This window comes from Delftia tsuruhatensis (genome assembly GCF_903815225.1).
In the GTDB taxonomy this organism is placed as follows: Bacteria; Pseudomonadota; Gammaproteobacteria; order Burkholderiales; family Burkholderiaceae_C; genus Comamonas; species Comamonas tsuruhatensis_A.
The window spans coordinates 3,589,532-3,612,247 of sequence record NZ_LR813084.1; the positions used below are offsets into that span (position 1 = coordinate 3,589,532).

Sequence of the window (22,716 nt, forward strand, 5' to 3'; positions counted from 1 at the left end):
CCATCGAAATCTTCCATGAAGTTACTGATCGACTTTTTCCCCATCATCCTGTTCTTCGTTGCCTTCAAGGTCTGGGGCATCTACACGGCGACAGCCGTGGCCATCGTGGCCACCATCGCGCAGATCGCCTACCTGCGCGTGCGCCATGGCAAGGTCGAGCCCATGCAATGGGTGAGCCTGGGCGTGATCGTGCTGTTCGGCGGCGCCACCTTGCTGGCCCACAACGATACCTTCATCAAGTGGAAGCCCACCGTGCTGTACTGGCTCATGGGCGGCGCGCTGATCATCGGCCAGCTGGTGTTCCGCAAGAACCTGCTGCGCTCGGTCATGGGCGCGCAGCTGCAACTGCCCGACAACGCCTGGCGCACCATGAACTGGAGCTGGGCTGCCTTCTTCGCCGTCATGGGCGCGCTCAACCTGGTCATCGCCTACCGGTTCGATACCGACACCTGGGTCAACTTCAAGCTGTTCGGCGGCATGGGGTTGATGCTGGTCTTCGTGATCGGCCAGGCCATCTACATGAGCCGTTTCATGCAGGAGGACAAGGCCGCGGCCGAGGCCGCGCCCGGTGCGCCCGCCGCCTTGCCCCAGGACGGCCTGAACCGTCAGGACAAGCAGCCATGAGCACCGCATCCCCCCTGCCCATCACCGCCGAGGCCATGCAGGCCGTGCTGCGCGAGCGGCTGGCACCCGAGCACCTGGAAGTGATCGACGAAAGCCACCAGCACGCCGGCCATGCGGGCGCCAACGGCACGGGCTTTGGCACGCATTTCCGCGTGCGCATCGCGTCTCCCCTGTTTCAAGGCCAGCCGCGCGTGGCGCGCCACCGCCTTGTGTATGATGCGCTGCAAGAATTCATCGACCAGGGGGCGCATGCCATCGCCATCGAGGTTCTTTGAACTTTTACAGGCTCCGGCGACTCGGAGCCTGTTGCGTATCCGCGCTATAGAATCAATTTTTCCTTCATCTCTGGAATTCGCATGAAAAAACAGCTTCTGACCAGCCTGGTGACTGCCGCCGTGCTGAGCACCGCAGCCCTGTCCGCCTCGGCCCAGAACATCGCCGTCGTCAATGGCAAGGCTGTGCCCAAGGCACGCGCCGAAGCGCTCAAGCAGCAGATCGAGCAAAGCGGCCGCCCCGTGACTCCGGATCTGGAAGCCCAGATCAAGGAAGAAGTCATCGCGCGCGAAATCTTCATGCAGGAAGCCAACAAGCGCGGCCTGGCCAACAGCGAAGGCTACAAGCAGCAGATGGAACTGGCCCGCCAGACCATCCTGATCCGCTCGCTGTTCGAGGACTTCCAGAAGAAGAACCCCGTGACCGACGCCGAAGCCAAGGCCGAGTACGACAAGGCCGTGGCGGCCAACAGCGGCAAGGAATACAAGGCCAGCCACATCCTGGTCGAGTCGGAAGACCGCGCCAAGGCCATCATCGCCGAGATCAAGGCCGGCAAGAAGTTCGAGGACATCGCCAAGAAGGAGTCCAAGGACCCCGGATCCGGCGCCCGCGGCGGCGATCTGGACTGGGCCAACCCCGGCAACTATGTGCCCGAGTTCTCCGAAGCCCTGATCAAGCTCGAAAAGGGCGGCATGACCCAGGAGCCGGTCAAGACCCAGTTCGGCTACCACATCATCCGCCAGGACGACGTGCGCCAGGCCGAACTGCCCAAGTTCGAGGAAGTCAAGCCCCAGATCGTGCAGCAGCTGCAACAGCAGAAGTTGGCACAGTTCCAGGAATCGCTGCGCGAAAAGGCCAAGATCCAGTAAGATGCAACAAGTTGGGGGCGAAAGTCCTCGACAAGACCATCACCAAGCCCGCCTCGCGCGGGCTTTTTTTTAGCTTTTGCCAAAGAAAAGCTGCTCCCGAGGGAGCAGCCAGGCCTGTGTTGTCACGCCAACGCGGCGCAGACACTGCGCCCGCCACTAGAACTGATAGAGCGCGGTGATCCGGGCAGAACGCCCCTCCCCATATTCAACGGCCGAGGAGCGCGACTGGTCTCCGGGACGCTGGCGCACGCCGGCGACATAGGCCTTGTTGCCGAGGTTGTCGAGGTTGAGCCGCAGTTTCCACTGGCGATTGACGTCATAGCCGACCATGAGGCTGTGGACCCAGTAGGAAGCGAGCTGGCCGTCGCCAGCCGAAGTGACGTTGCGCTTTCCGACATAGCGCGCACCATAGCCGATCGTCCATCCCTCAGGCAGCGTGTACGTGCTCCACAGGTTCAGCGAATGGCGCGGGGTATTGCCCAGCGCCTGCCCCACGCGCGCGGGCTCGTTCGACGACTTCAACGTCTTGCTGGACATGAAGGTGTAGTTGGCGAACACGTCCCACTGCGGCATCGGCTTGCCCGCCGCCCCCAGCTCCAGCCCGCGCACGCGCTGCTCTCCGGCCAGCAGGTAGCTGCCGTCGGCCATCTGCTCTCGCACATTGGTCTTGTCGACCTGGAACAGGGCTGCGGTCAAGGCCAGTTGCCGGTTCATCAGGTCCCACTTGGTGCCCAGCTCCAGGCTGCGGTTCTTCTCCGGGGCCAGCGAGGCGGAGCCCGCATCCAGCCCCGAGCCCGTCGTCACAAGAAACTCGGCCGAGGGATTGAAGGCCGTTCCGTAAGCCACGTAGATGCGACCGTTGTCGGCGGGCTTGAAGCTCAGTCCCGCGCGCCCGCTGAGCCGCCCATCGGAGCTGTCCACCGTGGTGCGCTTTCCGGCGGGCAGCGTGGTGGCATCGGATGTGGCGCTGATCCAGTCATAGCGCAGGCCCACGTTCAGGTCCCATTGCGGATTCAGTGCCACGGTGTCCATGGCGTACAGCGCACGGGTATCCAGGCTGGTTTCATTCCTGCCGCTGGCACGCAGGTCCGTCCTGCCGTTCCAGAAGCCGGGCGGCCTGGCCAGCGGATAGCCGCCAGCAGGGAACTGGCTGTTGATGTTGTATGAATAGGTGGTGCGGTCGTAGGTCTCCCGGGCAATCTCGAAGCCCGCGACCAGGGTGTGGCCCAGAGTCCCCGTATGGAGGCGCTGGGTCAGATTCGTCTGGTTGATCCACAGAGTGGTGGTGGAGTCGCGGCCATAGCCCTGCGGGCCGGCGGGCTTGTAATAGCCGGGCGGCAGGCCTCTGACATCCACGTGGGAGGCCGAGATCACCGTGTCGCGGCTGACCCGTGAATAGCGTGTCAGGTTCTGCAGCCTGGCGCCGGAGCCGAAGTCATGCTCGACCTTGGCGCTCAGCACGTTGCTCTGGATTTCTTCCTTGTCAAGGTTGCGCCAGCCGAAGTAGGACTTGCGCGCGACCCCGTCGAGCATCTTGCCGCGCAGGGCCGGAACGCCGAAATCCGGCAGGTTGTCATCGGTCTGGTGCAGAAAGCTCAGGGTCACCCGTGTCGGCGAATTCAGGCCCAGCGTCAGCGAAGGAGCAATGCCCCAGCGGCGCCTGTAGATCTGGTCGCGCCCGGCCACATCGCTGTCATGGCCCATGAGGTTCAGGCGCGCAGCCGCATTGCCGCCGGCCAGCACCCGGTTGGCATCCAGCGTCAGGCGCTTGTAGGCCGCGCTGCCCAGGCCCAGGCTGGCCTCGGTGAAATCATGGGTCTTGGGCTGCTTGCTGATCAGGTTGATGCTGCCGCCCGAGGTGCCTGCTCCGCCGAAGACGGAGTTGGGCCCCTTGATGACCTCGACCGACTCCATGTTGAAGAGATCGGTGCGGCTGTTCTGTGCGCTGTCGCGCAGTCCGTCGACCTGGATGTTGGCGTTGGCGCTGAAGCCCCGGATGTTGATGCTGTCGCCCGAGCCCGCTCCGCCCTCGCCCGCGTTGAAGGTGATGCCCGAGACATTGGACAGCGCCTGCTGCAGGCCCAGGGCATTCTGCTCCTGCAGTACCCTGCCCGGAACCACAGTGATGGTCTGGGGCACATCCAGCAGGGGTGTGGCGTACTTGGCGGAGCCGGAGGCCTCGGTGCGCGAGCCTTCCGCGCGCTCACCGGTGACGGTGACGGGCGCCAGCTGCGCCTGCCGCCGTTCCGCCGTGGCATCCTGCGCATAGGCCGGCGTGACCAGCACCGCCACGAACGCGGAGTAGAGGCAGGAGTGGGAGGTGGAGACAAAAGGTCTGTCGTTCGCGGTACCCATGGCAAGCTTCCTTTGATGAAAATGACAATCATTTGCAACAAAGAAAGGCTTGGCAATCAGACCAGTCCGATTCTGCCCCTGTGGACACGATACGGCGATGAATTCACTTGCGTTGCTCAGCGTGAACCTGCCTCGCGCAACAAACGCTCCACCTCGTGCTGGCTGCGCCGGTGGGCATGGGCAAGGGCCGTCACCCCGTCCTTGTCAGGCAGGTCGAGATCCGCGCCAGCGGCAATCAGCAGGCGAACGATCTCCTGGTGGCGCGGTCCGCCATCGCCCAGCAGGACCGCCTCCAGCAGGCAGGTCCATCCCAGCCGATTCACATGGTCGACCTTGACGCCGGCGGCCAGCAACGCCTGCACGGTCTCGACATGGCCGCGTTCGCAGGCGGGAATCAGCGCCGTTCCACCATAGCGGTTGGTGCTCTGCAGGTCGGCGCCATAGGACAGGATCATGCGCAGTATCTCCAGCCGCCCCAGGGCGCCGGCCAGCAGATAGGGGCTGTCCTGCATGTCGTTCTTGAGGTTGGGATTGGCCCCGTGGACCAGCAGCGAGCGCGCGATCTCGATGTGGTCGCCGCGCACGGCCAGCAGCAGGGGCGTGTTGCCCTGCGGATCCCGCACATCCACGGGGGCGCCGCGCTTGAGCCATTCACGCACTGCAGCGCCTGCCCTGCCTGGACCGCCGCCAGCAGGGGCGGACCGAATTCCGGACGACCGGCATCGCCCACCTGCCCACGGGCCACGTTGCCGCCTTGCGCAGTGGCATTGACCTCTCGCGCCTGCTGCACCTGGGCATCGGCCAGTCCCGCCGCAAGGCAGGCGACCAGCACCGCAGCGCGCCCGCCCTGCGCGCCGGATCGGGAAACCGCATGGTGCATACGAGCCCTCCTGGAAAACACGGTTGTGACCCAAGCGTAAGTCAGGGCGACCCGATTCGCCATGGATCCGGGGTGGCACCTGTCAGCTTCATTCAGGAACTATAGCGCTATCGCCTGATCCCATGCGCTTTCGGCGGGTCCGTGCGGGACATGCTCCGCACAAGCCCAGCCACAGCCCCAGCCCATCGAAAGGAGACCCTTGCCCGTGCCTCGCAACCAACGCCTGGCGGCCCGCTGGCTGACCGCAGCCACCGCCACCTTCGCCATCCTCACCTCCATCCTGGCACCGGCTGCCGCGCAGGCGCGAGAGTTCGTGAGCATCAAGGGCGCGAGCGTCAATGTGCGCGCGCAGCCGACGACGCGCTCGGCCACGCTCTGGGAGCTGGGCAAGGGCTATCCGCTGCAAGTGGTGCAACGCAAGGGCCAGTGGCTGCGCGTCAAGGACAACGAGACCACGCTGGGCTGGGTCCATGCGCCGCTGACCGGCAAGACGCCCCACATGGTGGTGACAGCACGCACGGCCAACCTGCGCGCCGGACCGGGCCAGAACCACCGCGTGGTGGGCAAGCTCGACGAACTGGAAGTCGTACGCACGCTGCGCAAGCAAGGCACCTGGGCCCAGGTGCAGCGCGACAACGGCCAGAAAGGCTGGGTGGCGCGCAGCCTGGCCTGGGGCTGGTGACCCCGTGACGTTCAGCCGTTGACCACGACCTGCGCGCGCGGCGCGTAGCCATGATTCAGGGGCCCATGGCCGGCGCCGGTGAACACGTCGGCCCCGGCCGCGATGGCGCCCAGGATGTATTCCCGCGCCTGGTGCACTGCGGCCTCCAGCGGCAGGCCCAGCGCAAGATGCGACGCGATCGCCGAAGACAGCGTGCAGCCCGTGCCGTGGCCGTTGTGGGTGGGAATGCGCTGCGATTGCAGCCGCAGCCGCTGACCGTCGCCATGGCCCAGCAGGTCCACCACGAGGTCACCGGACAGGTGCCCGCCCTTGAGCAGCACGGCCGGCGCGCCCAGCGCCATCAGTTCCTGCACGGCACCGTCCAGCGCATCGATGCCGCCGATGGCATGCCCCAGCAGCAGCGCTGCTTCATCCAGGTTGGGCGTGACCACGCTGGCCAGGGGGAACAACTCGCGCACCAGCACGCCCGCCGTCTCCGGCGCGATCAGTCGGTCGCCGCTGGTGGCCACCATCACCGGGTCCAGCACGACATTGCGCAGCCGGTGGCGGCGGATGGCATCGGCCACCACCTGCACCACTTCGGGCGTGGCCAGCATGCCGATCTTGATGGCGTCGGCGCCGATGTCCTCGACCACGGCATCGATCTGGCCCCGCAGGATGTCCACGGGAATTCCGTGGATGCCGCTGACGCCCAGCGTGTTCTGCACGGTGATGGCCGTGATGGCCGTCATGCCATAGCAGCCCAGCGCACTGCAGGTCTTGAGGTCGGCCTGGATGCCGGCGCCTCCCCCGCTGTCGGAGCCGGCGATGATGAGCACGCGGGCATAGTGCTTGCGGGCGGCGGGAGCCGGGTCGGTGGAAGCGGCGGTCGATGGGGATGGGTCGGCAGTCATGGGCGAAAATTATCGCCCATGCGCATGGTCAATACAGGCTGCTGCGGGATGTGCTGTAATGCCTGCTGACGGACGAAACAGGGGTGTCCCGTCGGTGAAACAGGGCCTGGCCCATGCCATCGATGCGTGACTGAGAAACACCCTGGGGCCCCGGGGCAACCAGCCCCCTGCCGCACACCGCCTGCACGACAGGCCCGGTGCCGCGCAGTGCCCCTGCACCCGATCCAGGTCATGCTGGCGTGGGGAGTTTCATCAACCGGGGTGGTACGCCGCGTTTTGTCCAGCATATGCCATGTGCGCGGACGGCCGGTCGGCGATCCCACAGGCGTGTGCAACCCTTGACCACCTGATGCACATGACCGTTCTTCAAGCTTCTTCCCGCGTTGCCATCCTGGGCGGCGGCCTCATGGGCCGGCTGCTGGCACTGGCGCTGGCCCGCCGTGGCCATGGCATCGCCGTGCATGACGCCCATGGACCAGACGGCGATGGCGCGGCGGCCCGCGTGGCGGCAGCCATGCTGGCGCCATTGGCCGAGTCGGCCATCACCGAGCCCGGCGTGGTGCGCATGGGCCAGCATGGCCTGACGCGCTGGCCCGAGTTGCTGGCCCAGCTCGACGAGCCCGTATTCTTCCAGCAAAACGGCACCCTCATCCTCTGGCACCGCCAGGATGCCGCCGACGCCCAGCGCTTCTTCGGCCTGCTGGAGAAGAACCGCCGCATCAACCCCAGCCTTCCCGCCTTGCAGCCGCTGGCGGACCAGGCATTGCATGACTGCGAGCCCGCGCTGCAGCGGCGCTTCGCCCAGGCCATGTACCTGCCGGATGAGGGGCAGCTGGACAACCGCCAGTTGCTGTCGGCGCTCAACGCCACCCTGGATCGCCTGGGCGTGCAGCAGCACTGGCACCAGCCGCGGCAACTGGGCGACTTCCAGCCCGGAGCCCCCGGCCAGCCCGACTGGGTGCTGGACTGCCGCGGCCTGGGCGCGCGAGGCCAGTGGCCCGCGCTGCGCGGCGTGCGCGGCGAAGTGGTGCGCATCCACGCGCCCGAGGTCACGCTGCAGCGGCCCACGCGCCTGATCCATCCACGCTATCCCATCTATATCGCGCCCAAGGAGGACCACCTCTTCGTCATCGGCGCCACCGAGATCGAGTCGGACGACATGTCGCCGGCCAGCGTGCGCTCCACGCTGGAGCTGCTGAGCGCCGCCTACACCGTGCATCCGGGCTTTGCCGAGGGCCGCATCATGGAAATCGCCACGCAATGCCGCCCCACCCTGCCCGACAACCTGCCGGCCGTGCGCTGGAGCGCGCCGCGCGTGCTGGAGGTCAACGGCCTGTACCGCCACGGCTTCATGATCGCGCCTGCCATGCTGGACGTGGTGCTGGAGCTGCTCGATGGCGGCGACTCCGAGCTGGCGCGCCGCTTCGACGTTGCCATCGAGCATGCCGCTGCGCCCCACAGGGCGGCAGCCTGACCACGCCACGGACAGGACTTTCGCGCACAACAGATACGACCCCCATGCAGGGCCGGCGGACCCGGCCCTGCCCAAGAATCAAACCCGTACCCGCCATCGTTTTCTCATTGCCGCCATGAACATCACCATCAACCAGCAAGCGACCGAACTGCGCGAGGACGCGACCGTGGCCGACGCGCTGGCCCTGCTTGCGCCGCGCCCGCCGTTCGCCGTGGCGGTCAACACCGTCTTCGTGCCCAAGGCCCGCTATGCCGAGCAGGCGCTGAACGACGGCGACCGCCTCGAAGTGATCTCGCCCGTGACCGGCGGCTGATGCCCCATCCGACTCTCCCATTGCCTCACGCCATGACGACTTCCGCCTCTTCCTCCGACGACAGCCTGGTCCTGTACGGCCAGCGCTTTGACAGCCGCCTGCTGCTGGGCACCTCCCGCTACCCCTCGCCCGCCGTGCTTGAAGCTGCCGTACGGCGCGCCCGCCCGGCCATGGTCACGGCCTCCCTGCGCCGCCAGGGCAGCAACGCCGCCGAGACCGGCGCCAGTTTCTGGGAGCTGCTCAGGAAGCTGGACGTGCCCGTGCTGCCCAACACCGCCGGCTGCATGACCGTGCAGGAGGCCGTCACCACCGCCCAGATGGCGCGCGAGGTCTTCGAGACGCCCTGGATCAAGCTGGAGCTGATCGGCGACGACTACACGCTGCAGCCCGACACGCTGAACCTGGTGGAGGCCGCTTCCCTCCTGATCAAGGACGGATTCCAGGTCCTGCCCTACACCACCGAGGACCTGGTGCTGTGCCAGCGCCTGGTCGATGTGGGCTGCCAGGCCGTGATGCCCTGGGCGGCCCCCATCGGCACGGGCCGCGGCCCCGTCAACCCCTACGCCATGCAGACGCTGCGCGAACGCCTGAAGGTGCCCCTGATCGTCGACGCCGGCCTGGGCCGCCCATCCCATGCCTGCCAGGTGATGGAGTGGGGCTATGACGCCGTGCTGCTGAACACGGCCGTGGCCCTGTCCGAAGACCCTGTCGCCATGGCCGGCGCCTTTGCCGATGCCGTGAACGCGGGCCATGCGGCCTGCCGCGCCGGCGCCATGGCCGAGCAATCGGCCGCCCAGCCCAGCACGCCCGTGCTGGGCACGCCGTTCTGGCACCACGGCTGAACGCCCGGCGAAAGCAGTCCATGAGCAACGACTCCATCCAGACCCTGGCCGATACCATCGTGCGCCTGCATGGCGCCGCCTTCGCTCCCGAAGGTTCGGCCCTCCCTCCCCAGCCCGTGCCGCCCGCGCGGCGCCAGGACCCCGCCTACCTGGCCGCCCTCCAGGCCTGCAGCACGCTGGGCTTCATCGCCATCGACGCCGAGACGCTGGCCCAGGCCTGGCAGGCCCAGACCGCGCGCCGGGGCCGCTTCGAGCCCACGCGCTGGCCCGATGATCCGCGCGACTTCGGCCTGGAAGGCGCCGATCCGGCGCTGGCCTTCCCGGATTGCCCACAGGCACTGGGGCTGTACGGCGTGCTGCCCGATGCCCACTGGGTGGGCCGCATGGCACGCGCCGGCGTGCCAACGGTGCAGTTGCGCTTCAAGTCCGAGGACCGCGATGCCATCGCGCGCGAAGTCCGTGCCGCCGTGGCCGCAGTCCAGGGTACGGATGCGCGGCTGTTCATCAACGACCACTGGCGCGAGGCCATCGATGCCGGCGCCTACGGCATCCATGTGGGCCAGGAAGACCTGGACGCGCTGGCCGGCACCGACCTGGACACCATCCGCGCCTCGGGCCTGCGCCTGGGCGTGAGCACCCATGGCTATGCGGAGATGGTGCGTGCCCATGCCGTGCAGCCCAGCTATATCGCCCTGGGCGCCGTATTTCCGACCACGCTCAAGAAAATGGCCACGGCGCCCCAGGGCCTGGCACGCCTGGATGCCTATGTGCGCCTGATGCAGCGCTACCCCTTGGTGGCCATCGGCGGCATCTCGGCCGACCAGTTCCCGGCCGTGCGCGCCACGGGCGTGGGCTCGGTCGCCGTCGTAAGGGCCCTGGTCAACGCAGTGGACCCGGAGACGGCAGCCAGGCAATTGCTCGCCGCCATGCAGGCAGCGGGCTGAGGTTTCGCCGATCCAGCAAAGCAAAAAGGGAGCCGCGCTCCCTTTTTGCTTTTCCACGAAGCCCTGCTCAGGCCCTGACCCTGCGGCCTCACCCCTTGCCCGGCGACTCCTTGCCGTCGGCCTTCCCAGGCACGACAGGCGGCGTGCCGCGAAAACCGGGGTCGGTCTCGCGCGAGAGCAGCATGTCGACCGAGCGGCTCAGCGGTTCGTCCAGGCCGCGATGCCCGTGTGCGGGGCCAGGCGGCTCCAGCGCCCAGTCGTCCAGCGCCAGGTCCATGTCCAGCGGAGCCTTGAGGTTTCGGTCGCTGAAGCCCACGACGCCCGAGCCTGCCGGGGCATGCACCACGGCCGGCGGGAAGCGCGAGGGAATATCCACGGGCGGCAGTGCATCCTCCTCGCTCAGCGCCGTGAGATCGATGTCCAGCAACGGCGCCGCCTCGGTGCGGACAAAGGCCGGCTCCGACCCCAGAGGCACGGCCCGCACCTGGCCCCCTTCGGGCAGTTGCTGCGCCTGGTCCATGTCGAAATCCAGCGGCTGCAGCTCGAAATGCAAAGGGGCACCCAGGGAATCAGGGGCCGGGACGCCGCCGCGAGGCTGCTGAGCAGCCTCGGGCAGCGGCAGGTCCAGAGGCGTGAATTCCAGAGGGCCGGCAGGGGGACGGGGCGCATCCCCGGACTCCCTGGGCTGCAGCTCGGACAACCAGTCCACGGCCAGGGATGCCGATGCAGGGGTCGGCACGGGAGTCGATGCCGGTGTGGCGGCGGTTGGCGTGTGCGGCACCTCGGCACCGGCCGATGGCGCCACCATGCGGGGCGTCGTGCGTTCGCGCCCCTCGGTCTGGCCGCGCGTGTCTGCGGCCGTGGTGCGTGCAATCGACAACAGCAGCAGCAGCTCGTCGAAGGCCGCCAGGTCGAAGGGCTCGGGCGCATCGGCCGCAACCGCACCGTCCTGCTTGAACAGGCATTGTGCGAGGTAGTCCTCCACCGCGTCGCAGGGCCACAGTGCCTCGATGCGGGCCAGTTGCTCAGGATAGCCTTGCAGCAGGCTGCTGCCCTTGTCGGTGAAGCCCGGCATGGCCGGCACGCGGGCGTTGAAGTGGCGGGCAAAGCGCTCGCGCAATTGATCGAAATCGTCACGCCGGCTCAGCGTGTAGTACAGGTGCAGCAGCTCCAGATAGGCCAGTGGCGAGGAGTCCTCGTGCGCGGCGATGTGCGAGCGCAGCAGGTCTATGGCCTGCTGGTGCTCGCCCACCGAGATGAAGAATTCGGCCTGCTGCTGCACATCGAACAGTTCCCCGGGCTGGACCATGCGGCGTGCCTTGGCGGCCTCGGCCGCCGCCGGCGCGTCGGACGGCAGGGAGGCCGTGGCCGTGGGCGCGGCCGCGCCCACGACCATGCCCGCCTCTTCGTGGCGGGGCGGCTCCGCCTGGACGGGCACGGGAATGGTGGCCGGACCGAAATCGCCAGGGTCCAGGTCCTCGTGCAACTCATAGGTCACACCCGGGCGCATCTGGGCACCGCGCTGGACATAGGGAGAGGCCAGGGTGTCGGGGCCGCGGCGGTCGTCCTGCATGGCCGCGGCACGCGGATCGCGCAGGCCGGGCGCCATGCGGCGCGTGGACCCCGACGGCTCCAGGGAATGCGGCAGCGTATCGATCTCGTCATCCCGCGAAGCCCCGGAGGCTGTCTGCACGGGATCCTGGGACGAGCGCTCCACCGACTCCCGCCAGGCGTCCTGCTCGCGCGAGAACATCGATTGCGCGCCCGACCTCATGCGCCATGCCATCCAGCCGATCACGCCCACGGCGGCGATCAGCGCCAGCAGCAGCGCATTGAACAGCCATGACGAACCACCGGATTCCTGGCGCAGCGCATCGAGCTCGGCACGCAACTGGGCCAGTTGCCCGCGGTCCACGCCGTCGCGCTTTCTGAGGGCGGCCATCTCGGCCTCCAGGGCCTGCACGCGCCTGTTGGCCTCGGCCAGCGGCTGGCTGTCGGCCTCAGGCGGCGGGGCAACGGGGCTGGCCCCATCATCCGACGGGCCTGGAGCGCCCGCGGTCCCCAGCCACTCCTCGACCGGCTCCATGCGCAACCTCGGCTCGATGCGCAGGCCGGCCTGCAGCTGCCCGGCCTGCGCCTGGGCCGTGACGCCCACCGGGGGCCTGGGCTTCTGCGCCGCGGGCTTGGGCTTGGGCGTGGGCTTGGGCGTGGGCTTGGGCTTGGGCGCGGCCTTGGGTCCGGGCTTTGCCGCCTGTGCGGCGGCCGATGGAGCTGGCGCGCGGACATCGGCCCGGGCAGCCGTGCGCGGGATCGCCGGGGCCGGCTGCGCCACACCCGGAGTCCCTTCACCGGCCTGCGTAGCAGCGACGGTCGGCAACGCGGGCTGCGCAGCGGCCAATTCCCGCACATTGATGGGCTGGTTACCCGCGGCAGTTACCGACTCCGGCAACTGCGCCAGCAGCGTATAGCTGCGGCTGATGCCACCTTCGCAACCCGCGCGCAGCTTCAGCGTCAGCACAGGCTCATCCACCGTATAGCTGGCCTGCACCCGGACCGCCTGGCCCGATGGCGTCGGAGTGATACGCAGGCGCGAGGCCTCGATGGGCCGGTCTCCAGCCAGCAGCTCGGCACGCACGCAGGAACTGCCCGCATCGCTGCCGGGATCGGACTGCAGGTTCACCACCAGATCGAAGGGGGCGCCCAGCACCACATTGCCCCGGGGGCTACCCAACGATAATGCGGACGCGCTCCAGGCCATGGAGGACAGGGCGACGCCGAGAACGGTGCTACAAATTCTCACATCAGCCTTTCTTTGAACGCTTGCATTTTTGCATAGAAGACTGTAGGACAAATTCCACTGCACGCATGACCCAAAAAGACATTTCCACTATCGAAATTGTAGGCCTCATAGGCACTGGTGCCATGGGCCAGGGCATTGCCCAGCTTGCCTCCCAGGCCGGTGCCAGGGTACTGCTGAAGGATGCACGCCCCGGCGCCGCCGAACAAGCCCGGCAACAATTGCTTGCGCTTTGGACCCAACTCAATAAGAAACAAAAGATAACAAGCGAGCAAGCCGCGGAATATGCGGCCAGGCTCTTTGTGGTGGACGATCTGGCAGCGTTCAAGGATTGCGATCTGGTCGTGGAGGCCATCGTCGAGCGCATGGATGCCAAGCAGCAGTTGCTGCGCGAACTGGAGGACATCGTCGCGCCCTCCGCCATCATCGCGAGCAACACATCGGCACTGTCCATCACCACGCTGGCCACGGCGCTGCGCCATCCACGGCGCTTCGCGGGCTTTCATTTCTTCAATCCGGCGCCTCTGATGAAGGTGGTGGAGATCGTGCAGGGCCTGGCCACGGACGAGGCGACTTGCGACGTCTTGGCCTCCTTTGCGCGACGCTTCGGCCACACGCCGGTACGCGCCCAGGACACACCGGGCTTTCTGGTCAACCACCTGGGGCGTGGCTACGTGACCGAGGCGTTGCGCATCGCGCAGGAGGGCATTGCCGACTTCGCCACCGTCGACCGCATCCTGCGCGACCAGGCGGGATTCAGGCTCGGCCCCTTCGAGCTGATGGACCTCACGGGCCTGGACGTCACGCATGCGGTGATGGAGTACATCTATGGGCAGTACTATCAGGAGCCACGCTACCGCCCCAGTCCCATCGCGGCGCAGCGCGTGGCGGCCGGCCTGCTGGGCCGCAAGACCGGCCAGGGCTTCTACCGCTACGCCGAAGGCCGGGCCGAGCAGCCCGCCGAGCCCTCGGCTCCCCAGGTGCGGGAGCTGCCCCCGGTCTGGGTTTCGCCACGCGCGGCCCGCCGCCCGGAGATCTACCAGTTGCTCAAGAACCTGGGTGCGCGCATCGAGACCGGACAGGCACCGAGCGAGCAGGCGCTGATCCTCGTGGCGCCGCTGGGGCTGGACGTGACCACCGTGGCGGCCGTGGAGCGGCTGGATCCCACCCGCACCCTGGGCATCGACATGCTGGTGGACGACGCCTCCACGCGCCGCCGTGTGCTGGCGACCAACCCGGCCACGCGCTCCGACATGCGTGATGCCGCCCACGCACTGTTCGCCAGCGATGGCAAGGCCGTGAGCGTGATCCGCGACAGCGGCGGCTTCGTCACGCAGCGCGTGGTGGGCTCCATCGTCAACATCGCCAGCGACATATGCCAGCAGGGCATAGGCAGCCCGGCCGACCTGGAAAAGGCCGTGACCCTGGGCCTGGGCTACCCCATGGGCCCGCTGGCCATGGGCGATCGCTGGGGGCCCACCAATGTGCTGGAGGTGCTGTTCAACCTGCAGACGGTGTATGGCGATCCGCGCTACCGCCCCAGCCCCTGGCTGCGCCGCCGTGGAGCGCTGGGGCTGAGCCTCACGCACGAGGAGCAATAGCCCTGCAAAGCCGGCGACCCGATGCAAGACGGGTCGCCTTTTTTTCGCCGCCCTGCCCCGTTTGCCGCAGGCCCAGACACCGAAGTGACAGACCCGCCGGCGGCATGCTGCGCCGCGGCGGTCCCACACGCGACAATGTGACCGTCATCAGTCACGCAAAAGACAGGCCATGGACGACCCGATTCTTACCATCGAAGAACGTGAAGCGATCAATTCCGGTCGCTGGTTTTCATCCCTTTCTCCATCGCTTCGGCACGACATTCTTCGATGCGCCTACGTCAAACGGTTCAAAGATGGCACGCTCATCTGCGCACGCGGAGAGCCGCCCGAGGAATGGATCGCCTGCGCCAGGGGCGCCGTGCGCGTGAGCTCGACCTCGATCACGGGCAAGCAGATCACGCTGGACTACGTGGAGCCGGGCATCTGGTTCGGCGACGTGGCCATCCTGGACGGGGACAAGCGCACGCACGACGCCTATGCGCATGGCGAGACCACGCTGCTGTGCGTGTCCAAGCCCGACTTCAAGCGGATCCTGTCCATGCACGTGGAGTTCTCGGAGGCCATGCTGCGCCTGCATGCGCGGCGCATCCGCCAGCTGTACGGCCTGGTCGAGGACCTCAACACCCTGCCGCTGCGCGCGCGCCTGGCCAAGCAGTTGCTGCATCTGGTGCGCAGCTATGGCGTGACCAGCCTGTCGGACGGCAGCGAGATCCGCATCGGCCTGCATCTGGCGCAGGAGGAACTGGCCCAGTTGCTGGGCGCCTCGCGCCAGCGCGTGAACCAGGAACTCAAGGCCATGGAGCGCGAGAACGCCATCCGCATCGAGCCTGGTGGCCTGGTGGTCTGCAACCGCGACACGCTGCTGCGCATCGCCGCGCCCGACGCCTGAGCCTGCGCGGCCCGTGCCGCGCCCTCTTTCCTGCCACATCCCTCCCACCGACCGGACGCACGCGCCGGCCGGTGCCTTGCCGCGCCCCTGCCGCGCGGCTGTTGCCCTTTCTCGAACCGATCACAGGACTGACTGCCCCATGAGCACTTTCGACCATTTCGTGGGCACACGCCCCGTGTCCGACCAGCATGCCTTCGATGTGCCGGCGCTGACGGCCTGGATGCAGGGCCACGTGGACGGCTTCGCAGGCCCGGTGCAGGTGGAAATGTTCAAGGGTGGCCAGTCCAACCCCACCTACAAGCTGGTCACGCCGGGGCGCAGCTACGTGATGCGCTCCAAGCCCGGGCCGGTGGCCAGGCTGCTGCCCTCGGCCCATGCCATCGAGCGCGAGTTCCGCGTGATGAAGGGCCTGGCCGGCACCGACGTGCCCGTGCCCCACATGTATGCGCTGTGCGAGGACGAGTCCATCATCGGCCGCGCCTTCTACATCATGGAGTGCATGGAAGGCCGCGTGCTCTGGGACCAGTCCCTGCCCGGCATGGAGCCAGACCGGCGCGCCGCCATCTACGACGAGATGAACCGCGTCATCTCGGCCCTGCACACCGTGGACTTCACGGCCCAGGGCCTGGCCGACTACGGCAGGAGCGGCAACTATTTCGAGCGCCAGATCGGCCGCTGGAGCAAGCAGTACGTGGCCTCCATCACCCAGCCCATCCCCGAGATGGACCAGCTCATGCAGTGGCTGCCCGCCCACATGCCGGCCAGCGCGCTGGATGCCTCGCGCGTGTCCATCGTGCACGGCGACTTCCGCCTGGACAACCTGATGTTCCACCCCACCGAGCCGCGCGTGATCGCCGTGCTGGACTGGGAGCTGTCCACGCTGGGCCATCCGCTGGCCGACTTCAGCTACCACTGCATGAGCTGGCACATCCCGGCCACGCTGGGCCGGGGCATCGCGGGCAAGGATCTGGCGGCACTGGGCATCCCTTCGGAGCAGGAATACATCCGCCGCTACTGCGAACGCACGGGCCTCAAGGACGTGGACACGCTGCGCGCCGACTGGAATTTCTACATGGCCTACAACATGTTCCGCATCGCGGCCATCCTGCAAGGCATCGCCAAGCGCGTGGAGGCCGGCACGGCCTCCAGCGCCCAGGCCAAGGCCTCGGGCGACACGGCCCGTCCCATGGCCGAGCTGGCCTGGTCCTTTGCACAGCGCAGCTGAGACCGCAGCCGCCACCCCGTTTCCACCACAAGCGAAAAGCCAAGAGAAGGAGCGCATCCATGGACTTTGAATACTCGCCCAAGACCAAGGACCTGCAGGAACGCCTGCTGAAGTTCATGGACGACCACATCTATCCCGGTGAGAAGGACTATGCCGCGGAGATGGAGGCCAACACAGCCGCCGGCAAGCGCTGGACGCCCCTGCAGACCATCGAGAAGCTCAAGGTCAAGGCCCGCGAGCAGGGCCTGTGGAACCTGTTCCTTCCCGTGGACAGCGCCGAGGCCGCGGGCTACAAGGGCGGCGGCCTGACCAACCAGGAATACGCGCCGCTGGCCGAGATCATGGGCCGCGTGCCATGGTCCAGCGAGGTGTTCAACTGCTCCGCGCCCGACACGGGCAACATGGAGACCATTGCGCGCTACGGCAGCACCGAACTCAAGGAGCGCTGGCTCAAGCCGCTGCTGGAAGGCAAGATCCGCTCGGCCTTCGCCATGACCGAGCCCGAAGTGGCTTCCTCCGACGCCACCAACATCTGCACGCGCATCGAGCGCCAGGGCGACGAGTACGTGATCAACGGCCACAAGTGGTGGATCTCGGGGGCCGGCGATCCGCGCTGCCAGGTCTTCATCACCATGGGCAAGACCGATCCCGAGGCACCCAAGCACTCGCAACAGAGCATGATCATCGTGCCCGGCGATGCGCCCGGCATCCGCATCGTGCGTCCGCTCAACGTCATGGGCTATGACGACGCGCCCCACGGCCACATGGAGATGTATTTCGAGAACGTGCGCGTGCCGGCCGGCAACATCCTGCTGGGCGAGGGCCGCGGCTTCGAGATCGCCCAGGGCCGCCTCGGCCCTGGCCGCATCCACCACTGCATGCGCCTGATCGGCCTGGCCGAGCGCGCGCTGGAGCTGATGTGCAAGCGTGCCAGCTCGCGCATCGCCTTCGGCAAGAGCGTGGCCCAGCAGACGGTGACGCAGGAGCGCATCGCCGAGGCCCGCTGCAAGATCGACATGGCACGCCTGCTCACGCTCAAGGCCGCCTGGCTGATGGACGTGGCCGGCAACAAGGTGGCCCGCACCGAGATCGCCATGATCAAGGTCGTGGCCCCCAGCATGGCCTGCCAGGTCATCGACTGGGCCATGCAGGTGCATGGCGGCGGCGGCATGAGCGATGACTTCCCGCTGGCCAGTGCCTATGCCCATGCCCGCACCCTGCGCTTTGCCGACGGCCCCGACGAGGTGCACCGCAACGCCATCGCCAAGTGGGAGCTGGGCAAGTACGGCGCCTACGGCAAGGATGCCGGCGTGCCCATCACGCGCGGCAGCTGAGCATGCTTCAAGCCTGAGGCCACACACCCGACAGGATCGATCGGGTGGCGACCCTGGCCCTCCCCTCTCAGCCAGGTGGCAATGCCTCCTGGCTTTTTTGCGCCTGCTGGGCGGCGCCCATGGCAGGCGGCGGCTCCCAGCCCCCGCCCAGCGCGCGGTACAGCGCCACGCGCGCCTGCAATTGCAGCAGGCGCTGCAGCACAGCCTCGTCCTGCGCGGCATACAGCGTGGTCTGGGCCTGCAGCAGGGACAGCAGGCTTTCCGCCCCGGCCTTGTAGCGCAGCTCGGCCAGCGACACGGCCTGGCGGGCCTGCTCCAGCACGTCGGCCTGGGCCTCGGACTGGGCCTTGAGGCCGTGGACGGCGTTGAGCGCAAGCTCCACATCGCCCCAGGCCGCAACGATGGACTTGTAATAGCCGGCCAGCAGCTCCTCGCGCCGGGCCTGTGCGCCATCGCGCCCGGCCGCCAGAAGGCCGCCGTCGAAGATGGGGCCGGCCAGTCCGGCCAGCAGCGAATACACGGGCTCGCGCAGCCAGTCGCTGGCGCGGCCTGCGCTGGTGCCCGCGCTGCCCGTCAAGGTCAGCCGGGGCCACAGCGCCGCTCGGGCCGCCTGCAGGTTGGCGCTGGCGGCGGCCAGCTGCGCCTCGGCGCTGGCAATGTCGGGGCGGCGCTGCAGCAGTTGCGTGGGCAGCCCTGCGCCGATCTCGGGCAGCTGCAGGGCGTGCAGCGAATCCGTGGTCAGCGCGGGGCGCCGGGCCTGGCCCAGCAGCACGGCCAGCGTGGCATCGGCATCCTCGCCCTGGCGGCGCAGCGTGGCCAGGGCCTGGCGCTGGCTGGCCACCAGGCCGCGCTGCTGGGCCAGCTCCAGCTGGGTGGCGGCGCCTGCGCGCGCGCGGGACTCCACCAGGCCCAGCAGCCGCTCGGCATTGGCCACGTTGCGCGACGCAATGGCCTGGCGCTCGCGCAGCGCCACGGCCTGCAGCCAGCCATGGGCCACCTGGGCCGTGACCGTGAGGCGCACCGTGTCCTGGTCGAACCGGCTGGCCTGCCAGGCCGCCGCCGCCGCATCGCGCGTGGCACGGTTGCGGCCCCAGAAGTCCACCTCATACGAGGCCGTCAGCGCAGCGCCGTAGACGCTGGCCTGCCCACCTGCCACCTGCGCATGGTTCATGCGCTGGGCGCGCAACTCGCCATTGAGCGACGGCAGCAGCGCCGCGCCCGCCTGGCGCGTGGCCGCCTCGGCCTGGCGCACGCGCGCCATGGCGGCGGCCATGTCCAGGCTCTGGTCCTGGGCGGCCTGCACCATGCTGCCCAGTTCCGCACTGCCAAAGGCCTGCCACCACTGCGGCGAGACAGAGGCAGGGACGGCTTCGCCCTGCTGCTTCCACGAAGCGGCCAGCGCAGGCGCCTCCCGGTCCGGCATCGTCTTCTGCGCAGCACAGCCGCCCAGGGCAAGCAGCGCCAAAGCGATGCAGCCCAGGCTGGCATGACGCGTCGGCGCCCGGCGCATCGGCATCGTCTTGTCGTTCATGTCTTTCATCTCACTCTCCCGCCAGCGCACGCACCGGGTCCAGCCGCGCCGCCGTCTTGGCCGGCATGTAGCCGAATACCAGCCCCGTCACCACGGCGCAGGCAAAGGCGCCCAGCATGGCGCGCACCGAGAACACCACGGGCACGCCCGCCACGATGAGCACCACGCCCACGGCCAGCCCCGCAAACAGGCCCACCGTGCCTCCCACGAAGGTGACCAGGCTGGCCTCGGTCAGGAACTGGCGCAGGATGTCGCGCTGGCGCGCACCCGTGGCCATGCGGATGCCGATCTCGCGCGTGCGCTCGCGCACCGTCATCAGCATCACGTTCATCACGCCGATGCCACCCACCACCAGGGACACAGCCGCGATCAGGCCCAGCATCACCGCCATGCTCTGGCGCGTGGCCGCCTCCGCCTGGATGCGCGCTGCCGCGTTGCCGATGCCGAAGTCCTCGCGCCCGCCGTGGCGGGCCAGCAGCAGCTTGCGCATGGCCTCCTCGGCCTCGTGCACCACGTCGGAGGACATGGCCTCGATCACCACATAGTCGGGCTGGGTCTGCGACTGGTAGACGCGCGCCCGGCCCGATCGGTAGGGAATGAAGACCATGTCGTCATAGTCCTGCGCGCCCGAGTCCGCGCCGCGCTCGCTCATCACGCCGATCACCTCGAAGGACGAGGTGCCGATGATGAGCTGGCGGCCCAGCGGGTTGGGCGTGTCCGGAAAGAAATGCCGGTGCGCCTTGTGCCCCAAGACCACCAGCGGCGCCAGGTCGCGGTCCTCCGCCTCGGTGAAATAGCGGCCCTGGGCCACCTTCCAGTGGTGGACCAGGGGCATTTCCTCGCTGGCGGCGAAGACATAGATCTGCTTGTCGGCCTTGCCGTAGCGCACCGTGATGGGGTCGCCGATCACGGGCATGACGCGCCGGATCTCGGGCAGCTCGCGCACGGCGGCCAGGTCTTCCTCGGTCATCTGACCGGCCGGCCCGCCCGTGGATGGCGGCTTGCTGCCCATGTAGAGGATGGCCGTGCCCATGGTGCCCATCTGCTCGACCACCTTGCGCCGCGCACCCTCGCCGATGGCCAGCATGACAATCACCGAGGCCACGCCGATGACGATGCCCAGCAGCGTCAGGCTGGTGCGCACGCGGTTCATGCGCATGCCGCGCCAGGCGCTGCGCGCGGCCTCGAACAGCTCGGCCAGCCAGGGCGCGCTGGCGCCGCCGCGCTGCGGCGTGAGAGGCTGCGCGGCGCCACCGGGCTTCGCTGCTTCGTCGCGCTGGCTGTCGCTGGTGATGCGGCCATCACTGATCTCGATCACGCGGCGTGCCTGGGCGGCCACGGCACGGTCGTGGGTGATGAGGATGATGGTGTGGCCCGCGTCGGCCAGTTCGCGCAGCAGGGCCATGACCTCGGCACCGCTGTGCGAGTCCAGCGCGCCCGTGGGCTCGTCGGCCAGGATGATCTGGCCGCCGTTCATCAGCGCCCGTGCGATGGACACGCGCTGCTGCTGGCCGCCCGACAGCTGGTTGGGCCGGTTGCCCAGGCGCGTGCCCAGGCCCAGGCGCGTGAGCAGCGACCGGGCGCGGCGCACGCGCTCCTCCTTGGGAAGGCCCGCGTAGATGGCGGGCATCTCCACGTTCTCGCTGGCGCTTTCGCTCGCTATCAGGTGATAGCCCTGGAAGACGAAGCCGAAGGCCTCGCGCCGCAGCCAGGCCAGCGCATCGGAGTCCAGGCTGGCCACGTCCTGGCCCTGGAAGTGGTAGCTGCCCTCGCTGGGCCGGTCCAGGCAGCCCAGGATGTTCATCAGCGTGGACTTGCCCGAGCCCGAGCTGCCCACCACGGCCACGAACTCGCCCGCGCGGATCTCCAGGTCGATGCCATGCAGCACGGTCACGGCGGGCTGCCCGCTGTCGCCGCCGCCGTAATGCCTGGTGATGCCGCGCAGTGCGATCAGCGGCGCACCGGCCTGCATGCCCTGCCCCATCACCATTGCAGCCACCGCGGGCCGCGCTCCAGCGGCGTCTCACCGACGATGACGCGCTCGCCTTCCTGCAGGCCCTCGAGCACCTGGGCCTGGTGGCGGCTGCGCACGCCCAGGCGCACGCTGCGCTGTTCGGGCCGCCCGCCGGCATCCAGCACACGCGCCGTCTGTTCGCTGTCGCCCTTGTCGGTCACGGCCATCAGCGGCACGGTCAGCGCCTGCGCGGCCCTGCCGGTGACGAAGACCACCTGCGCCGTCATCTGGGGCATGAGTTCGGCATCCTCGTTGTCCACGTCGAAGAGCACGGTATAGGCCACGGCCTTGGTGGCCGGCGCGGGTGCCTGGCCCGCATTGCCGCCGGCCGGCGCCTGGCTGGCCGAGGGCGAGGGCAGCACCTGGCGCACCTGGCTGTTCCAGCGCCGGGGCCTGGCCTGGTCGGCCCCGCCCAGCGTGGTGAAGTACACGGCCATGCCGTCCTTGACGCGGCGCACGTCGGCCTCGGAGACCTCGGTCCACACCGTCATGGCCGACAGGTCGGCGATGCGCAGGATGTTGGGCGTCTGGTAGGTGGCATTCAGCGTCTGGCCTTCACGGGCCTCCACCGAGACCACGGTGCCGGCCATGGGCGCATAGATGCGCGTATAGCCCAGCCGTGCCTCGTCGGCCTTGAGCGTGGCCTGGGTCTGGTCGATCTGCGCCTTCAGGTGCTCCATGCGCGCGCCGGCCGCAGCCAGGTTGGCTTCTGCCGTCTGCAGGTCTTCCTCGCGCGTGGCGCCATCGCGGGCCAGTTGGCGCTGGCGCGCGAGCTGCTGCTCGGCCAGCTTGCGCAGCGCCTGCTGCTCGGCCAGCTGGGCGCGCAGGCCGGCCAGCGAGGCGCGCCCCGCATCCACCGTGGCGCGCTGCACGCTGGGGTCTATCTCCACCAGCAGCGCGCCCTTTTCCACCTGGGCGCCGGGCTCCACGCGCAGCCGGGTGACCTGGCCCGACACCTGGGCGCCCACGTCCACATAGCGGCGCGGCTGCAGCGTGCCGATGGCCGTGACCGTGGACTCGATGTCCGTGCGGCCCACGGTCTCGGTCTGGTAGGCCACGGCGGGCCGGCTGGCCCACCAGGCGGCCGCACCACCGGCTGCCACCAGGAGCACCGCCGCCACGGCGCCGGCTTTCCAGCGTTGCTGCGTGCGCGTCATGGCCGCCCTCCGACCCTGC

At 68.4% G+C, this 22,716-nt stretch carries 19 protein-coding genes; 12 read left to right on the forward strand and 7 right to left on the reverse strand.

Translation table 11 applies throughout. The features are described 5' to 3' along the window. Positions 1-15 precede the first annotated feature (15 nt). The 3 genes from L1Z78_RS16295 to L1Z78_RS16305 all read left to right on the forward strand — a co-directional run bounded on the left by L1Z78_RS16295 (position 16) and on the right by L1Z78_RS16305 (position 1,766). Complete coding sequence (locus L1Z78_RS16295) at positions 16-624, forward strand: septation protein A (protein WP_234637435.1); 609 nt, start codon at positions 16-18, stop codon at positions 622-624. Then, the gene (locus L1Z78_RS16300) at positions 621-899 is read left to right on the forward strand and encodes a BolA family protein (protein ID WP_234637436.1); all 279 of its coding nucleotides are present in this window, start codon (positions 621-623) and stop codon (positions 897-899) included. The genes L1Z78_RS16295 and L1Z78_RS16300 overlap by 4 nt, the downstream gene beginning before the upstream one ends. A gap of 81 nt (positions 900-980) precedes the next feature. Continuing rightward, positions 981-1,766, forward strand: coding sequence for a foldase protein PrsA (locus L1Z78_RS16305; RefSeq protein ID WP_234637437.1), 786 nt, complete (start codon positions 981-983; stop codon positions 1,764-1,766). A gap of 156 nt (positions 1,767-1,922) precedes the next feature. Here the strand turns inward: L1Z78_RS16305 and L1Z78_RS16310 are convergent, their stop codons facing one another. Both L1Z78_RS16310 and L1Z78_RS16315 read right to left on the reverse strand, forming a co-directional pair. Continuing rightward, on the reverse strand, positions 1,923-4,121 hold the full coding sequence (locus L1Z78_RS16310) for a TonB-dependent receptor (protein ID WP_234637438.1): 2,199 nt from the start codon (positions 4,119-4,121) through the stop codon (positions 1,923-1,925). Between the two features lie 116 nt (positions 4,122-4,237). Further along, positions 4,238-4,780 (reverse strand): ankyrin repeat domain-containing protein, encoded by a 543-nt coding sequence (locus L1Z78_RS16315; RefSeq protein ID WP_234637439.1) that lies wholly within the window; start codon positions 4,778-4,780, stop codon positions 4,238-4,240. Between the two features lie 426 nt (positions 4,781-5,206). On the opposite strand from L1Z78_RS16315, the gene L1Z78_RS16320 reads away from it, so the two are divergent. Next, positions 5,207-5,683, forward strand: a complete 477-nt coding sequence (locus L1Z78_RS16320; RefSeq protein ID WP_234637440.1) for an SH3 domain-containing protein — start codon at positions 5,207-5,209, stop codon at positions 5,681-5,683. 11 nt (positions 5,684-5,694) lie between these two features. Here the strand turns inward: L1Z78_RS16320 and thiD are convergent, their stop codons facing one another. Then, positions 5,695-6,576, reverse strand: a complete 882-nt coding sequence (gene thiD, locus L1Z78_RS16325) for a bifunctional hydroxymethylpyrimidine kinase/phosphomethylpyrimidine kinase (protein ID WP_234637441.1) — start codon at positions 6,574-6,576, stop codon at positions 5,695-5,697. 406 nt (positions 6,577-6,982) lie between these two features. Between thiD and L1Z78_RS16330 the strand changes: the two genes are divergently transcribed. From L1Z78_RS16330 to thiE, 4 genes are all read left to right on the forward strand, one after another. Continuing rightward, a complete protein-coding gene (locus tag L1Z78_RS16330; protein ID WP_418921709.1) occupies positions 6,983-8,050 on the forward strand; it encodes an FAD-dependent oxidoreductase in 1,068 nt (355 codons plus the stop codon). A 115-nt stretch (positions 8,051-8,165) separates the two neighbouring features. Continuing rightward, a complete protein-coding gene (gene thiS / locus L1Z78_RS16335) occupies positions 8,166-8,363 on the forward strand; it encodes a sulfur carrier protein ThiS (protein WP_234637443.1) in 198 nt (65 codons plus the stop codon). A 32-nt stretch (positions 8,364-8,395) separates the two neighbouring features. Further along, positions 8,396-9,205 (forward strand): thiazole synthase, encoded by an 810-nt coding sequence (locus L1Z78_RS16340; RefSeq protein WP_234637444.1) that lies wholly within the window; start codon positions 8,396-8,398, stop codon positions 9,203-9,205. A 20-nt stretch (positions 9,206-9,225) separates the two neighbouring features. Beyond that, the gene (thiE, locus tag L1Z78_RS16345) at positions 9,226-10,149 is read left to right on the forward strand and encodes a thiamine phosphate synthase (protein ID WP_234637445.1); all 924 of its coding nucleotides are present in this window, start codon (positions 9,226-9,228) and stop codon (positions 10,147-10,149) included. Between the two features lie 88 nt (positions 10,150-10,237). On the opposite strand, the gene L1Z78_RS16350 is transcribed toward thiE, so the two are convergent. Further along, on the reverse strand, positions 10,238-12,880 hold the full coding sequence (locus L1Z78_RS16350; RefSeq protein ID WP_234637446.1) for a hypothetical protein: 2,643 nt from the start codon (positions 12,878-12,880) through the stop codon (positions 10,238-10,240). A 134-nt stretch (positions 12,881-13,014) separates the two neighbouring features. Between L1Z78_RS16350 and L1Z78_RS16355 the strand changes: the two genes are divergently transcribed. The 4 genes from L1Z78_RS16355 (at position 13,015) to L1Z78_RS16370 (ending at position 17,995) form a co-directional block, all read left to right on the forward strand. Beyond that, positions 13,015-14,547: a 3-hydroxyacyl-CoA dehydrogenase gene (locus L1Z78_RS16355; protein WP_234637447.1), complete on the forward strand. Its 1,533-nt coding sequence runs from the start codon at positions 13,015-13,017 to the stop codon at positions 14,545-14,547. A gap of 169 nt (positions 14,548-14,716) precedes the next feature. Continuing rightward, complete coding sequence (locus tag L1Z78_RS16360; RefSeq protein WP_234637448.1) at positions 14,717-15,436, forward strand: Crp/Fnr family transcriptional regulator; 720 nt, start codon at positions 14,717-14,719, stop codon at positions 15,434-15,436. A 139-nt stretch (positions 15,437-15,575) separates the two neighbouring features. Further along, the gene (locus L1Z78_RS16365) at positions 15,576-16,661 is read left to right on the forward strand and encodes a phosphotransferase (RefSeq protein ID WP_234637449.1); all 1,086 of its coding nucleotides are present in this window, start codon (positions 15,576-15,578) and stop codon (positions 16,659-16,661) included. Positions 16,662-16,720: 59 nt separating this feature from the next. Next, a complete protein-coding gene (locus tag L1Z78_RS16370; protein WP_234637450.1) occupies positions 16,721-17,995 on the forward strand; it encodes an acyl-CoA dehydrogenase family protein in 1,275 nt (424 codons plus the stop codon). A 67-nt stretch (positions 17,996-18,062) separates the two neighbouring features. Here L1Z78_RS16370 and L1Z78_RS16375 read toward each other — a convergent pair whose 3' ends face one another. The 3 genes from L1Z78_RS16375 to L1Z78_RS16385 are packed head-to-tail and all read right to left on the reverse strand — an operon-like array spanning position 18,063 to position 22,697. Next, complete coding sequence (locus L1Z78_RS16375) at positions 18,063-19,535, reverse strand: efflux transporter outer membrane subunit (RefSeq protein WP_234637451.1); 1,473 nt, start codon at positions 19,533-19,535, stop codon at positions 18,063-18,065. 1 nt (position 19,536) lies between these two features. Continuing rightward, positions 19,537-21,510 (reverse strand): ABC transporter permease, encoded by a 1,974-nt coding sequence (locus L1Z78_RS16380; protein WP_234642191.1) that lies wholly within the window; start codon positions 21,508-21,510, stop codon positions 19,537-19,539. Beyond that, on the reverse strand, positions 21,510-22,697 hold the full coding sequence (locus L1Z78_RS16385) for an efflux RND transporter periplasmic adaptor subunit (RefSeq protein ID WP_234637452.1): 1,188 nt from the start codon (positions 22,695-22,697) through the stop codon (positions 21,510-21,512). The genes L1Z78_RS16380 and L1Z78_RS16385 overlap by 1 nt, the downstream gene beginning before the upstream one ends. Positions 22,698-22,716 lie beyond the last annotated feature (19 nt).

Bases quoted from the DNA above. Each gene is read 5' to 3' on its own strand.
- L1Z78_RS16295 (WP_234637435.1), top strand. From the start codon at position 16: ATGAAGTTACTGATCGACTTTTTCCCCATCATCCTGTTCTTCGTTGCC.
- L1Z78_RS16300 (WP_234637436.1), top strand. From the start codon at position 621: ATGAGCACCGCATCCCCCCTGCCCATCACCGCCGAGGCCATGCAGGCC.
- L1Z78_RS16305 (WP_234637437.1), top strand. From the start codon at position 981: ATGAAAAAACAGCTTCTGACCAGCCTGGTGACTGCCGCCGTGCTGAGC.
- L1Z78_RS16310 (WP_234637438.1), bottom strand. From the start codon at position 4,121: ATGGGTACCGCGAACGACAGACCTTTTGTCTCCACCTCCCACTCCTGC.
- thiD (WP_234637441.1), bottom strand. From the start codon at position 6,576: ATGACTGCCGACCCATCCCCATCGACCGCCGCTTCCACCGACCCGGCT.
- L1Z78_RS16330 (WP_418921709.1), top strand. From the start codon at position 6,983: ATGGGCCGGCTGCTGGCACTGGCGCTGGCCCGCCGTGGCCATGGCATC.
- thiS (WP_234637443.1), top strand. From the start codon at position 8,166: ATGAACATCACCATCAACCAGCAAGCGACCGAACTGCGCGAGGACGCG.
- L1Z78_RS16340 (WP_234637444.1), top strand. From the start codon at position 8,396: ATGACGACTTCCGCCTCTTCCTCCGACGACAGCCTGGTCCTGTACGGC.
- thiE (WP_234637445.1), top strand. From the start codon at position 9,226: ATGAGCAACGACTCCATCCAGACCCTGGCCGATACCATCGTGCGCCTG.
- L1Z78_RS16355 (WP_234637447.1), top strand. From the start codon at position 13,015: ATGACCCAAAAAGACATTTCCACTATCGAAATTGTAGGCCTCATAGGC.
- L1Z78_RS16360 (WP_234637448.1), top strand. From the start codon at position 14,717: ATGGACGACCCGATTCTTACCATCGAAGAACGTGAAGCGATCAATTCC.
- L1Z78_RS16365 (WP_234637449.1), top strand. From the start codon at position 15,576: ATGAGCACTTTCGACCATTTCGTGGGCACACGCCCCGTGTCCGACCAG.
- L1Z78_RS16370 (WP_234637450.1), top strand. From the start codon at position 16,721: ATGGACTTTGAATACTCGCCCAAGACCAAGGACCTGCAGGAACGCCTG.
- L1Z78_RS16375 (WP_234637451.1), bottom strand. From the start codon at position 19,535: ATGAAAGACATGAACGACAAGACGATGCCGATGCGCCGGGCGCCGACG.
- L1Z78_RS16380 (WP_234642191.1), bottom strand. From the start codon at position 21,510: ATGGGGCAGGGCATGCAGGCCGGTGCGCCGCTGATCGCACTGCGCGGC.
- L1Z78_RS16385 (WP_234637452.1), bottom strand. From the start codon at position 22,697: ATGACGCGCACGCAGCAACGCTGGAAAGCCGGCGCCGTGGCGGCGGTG.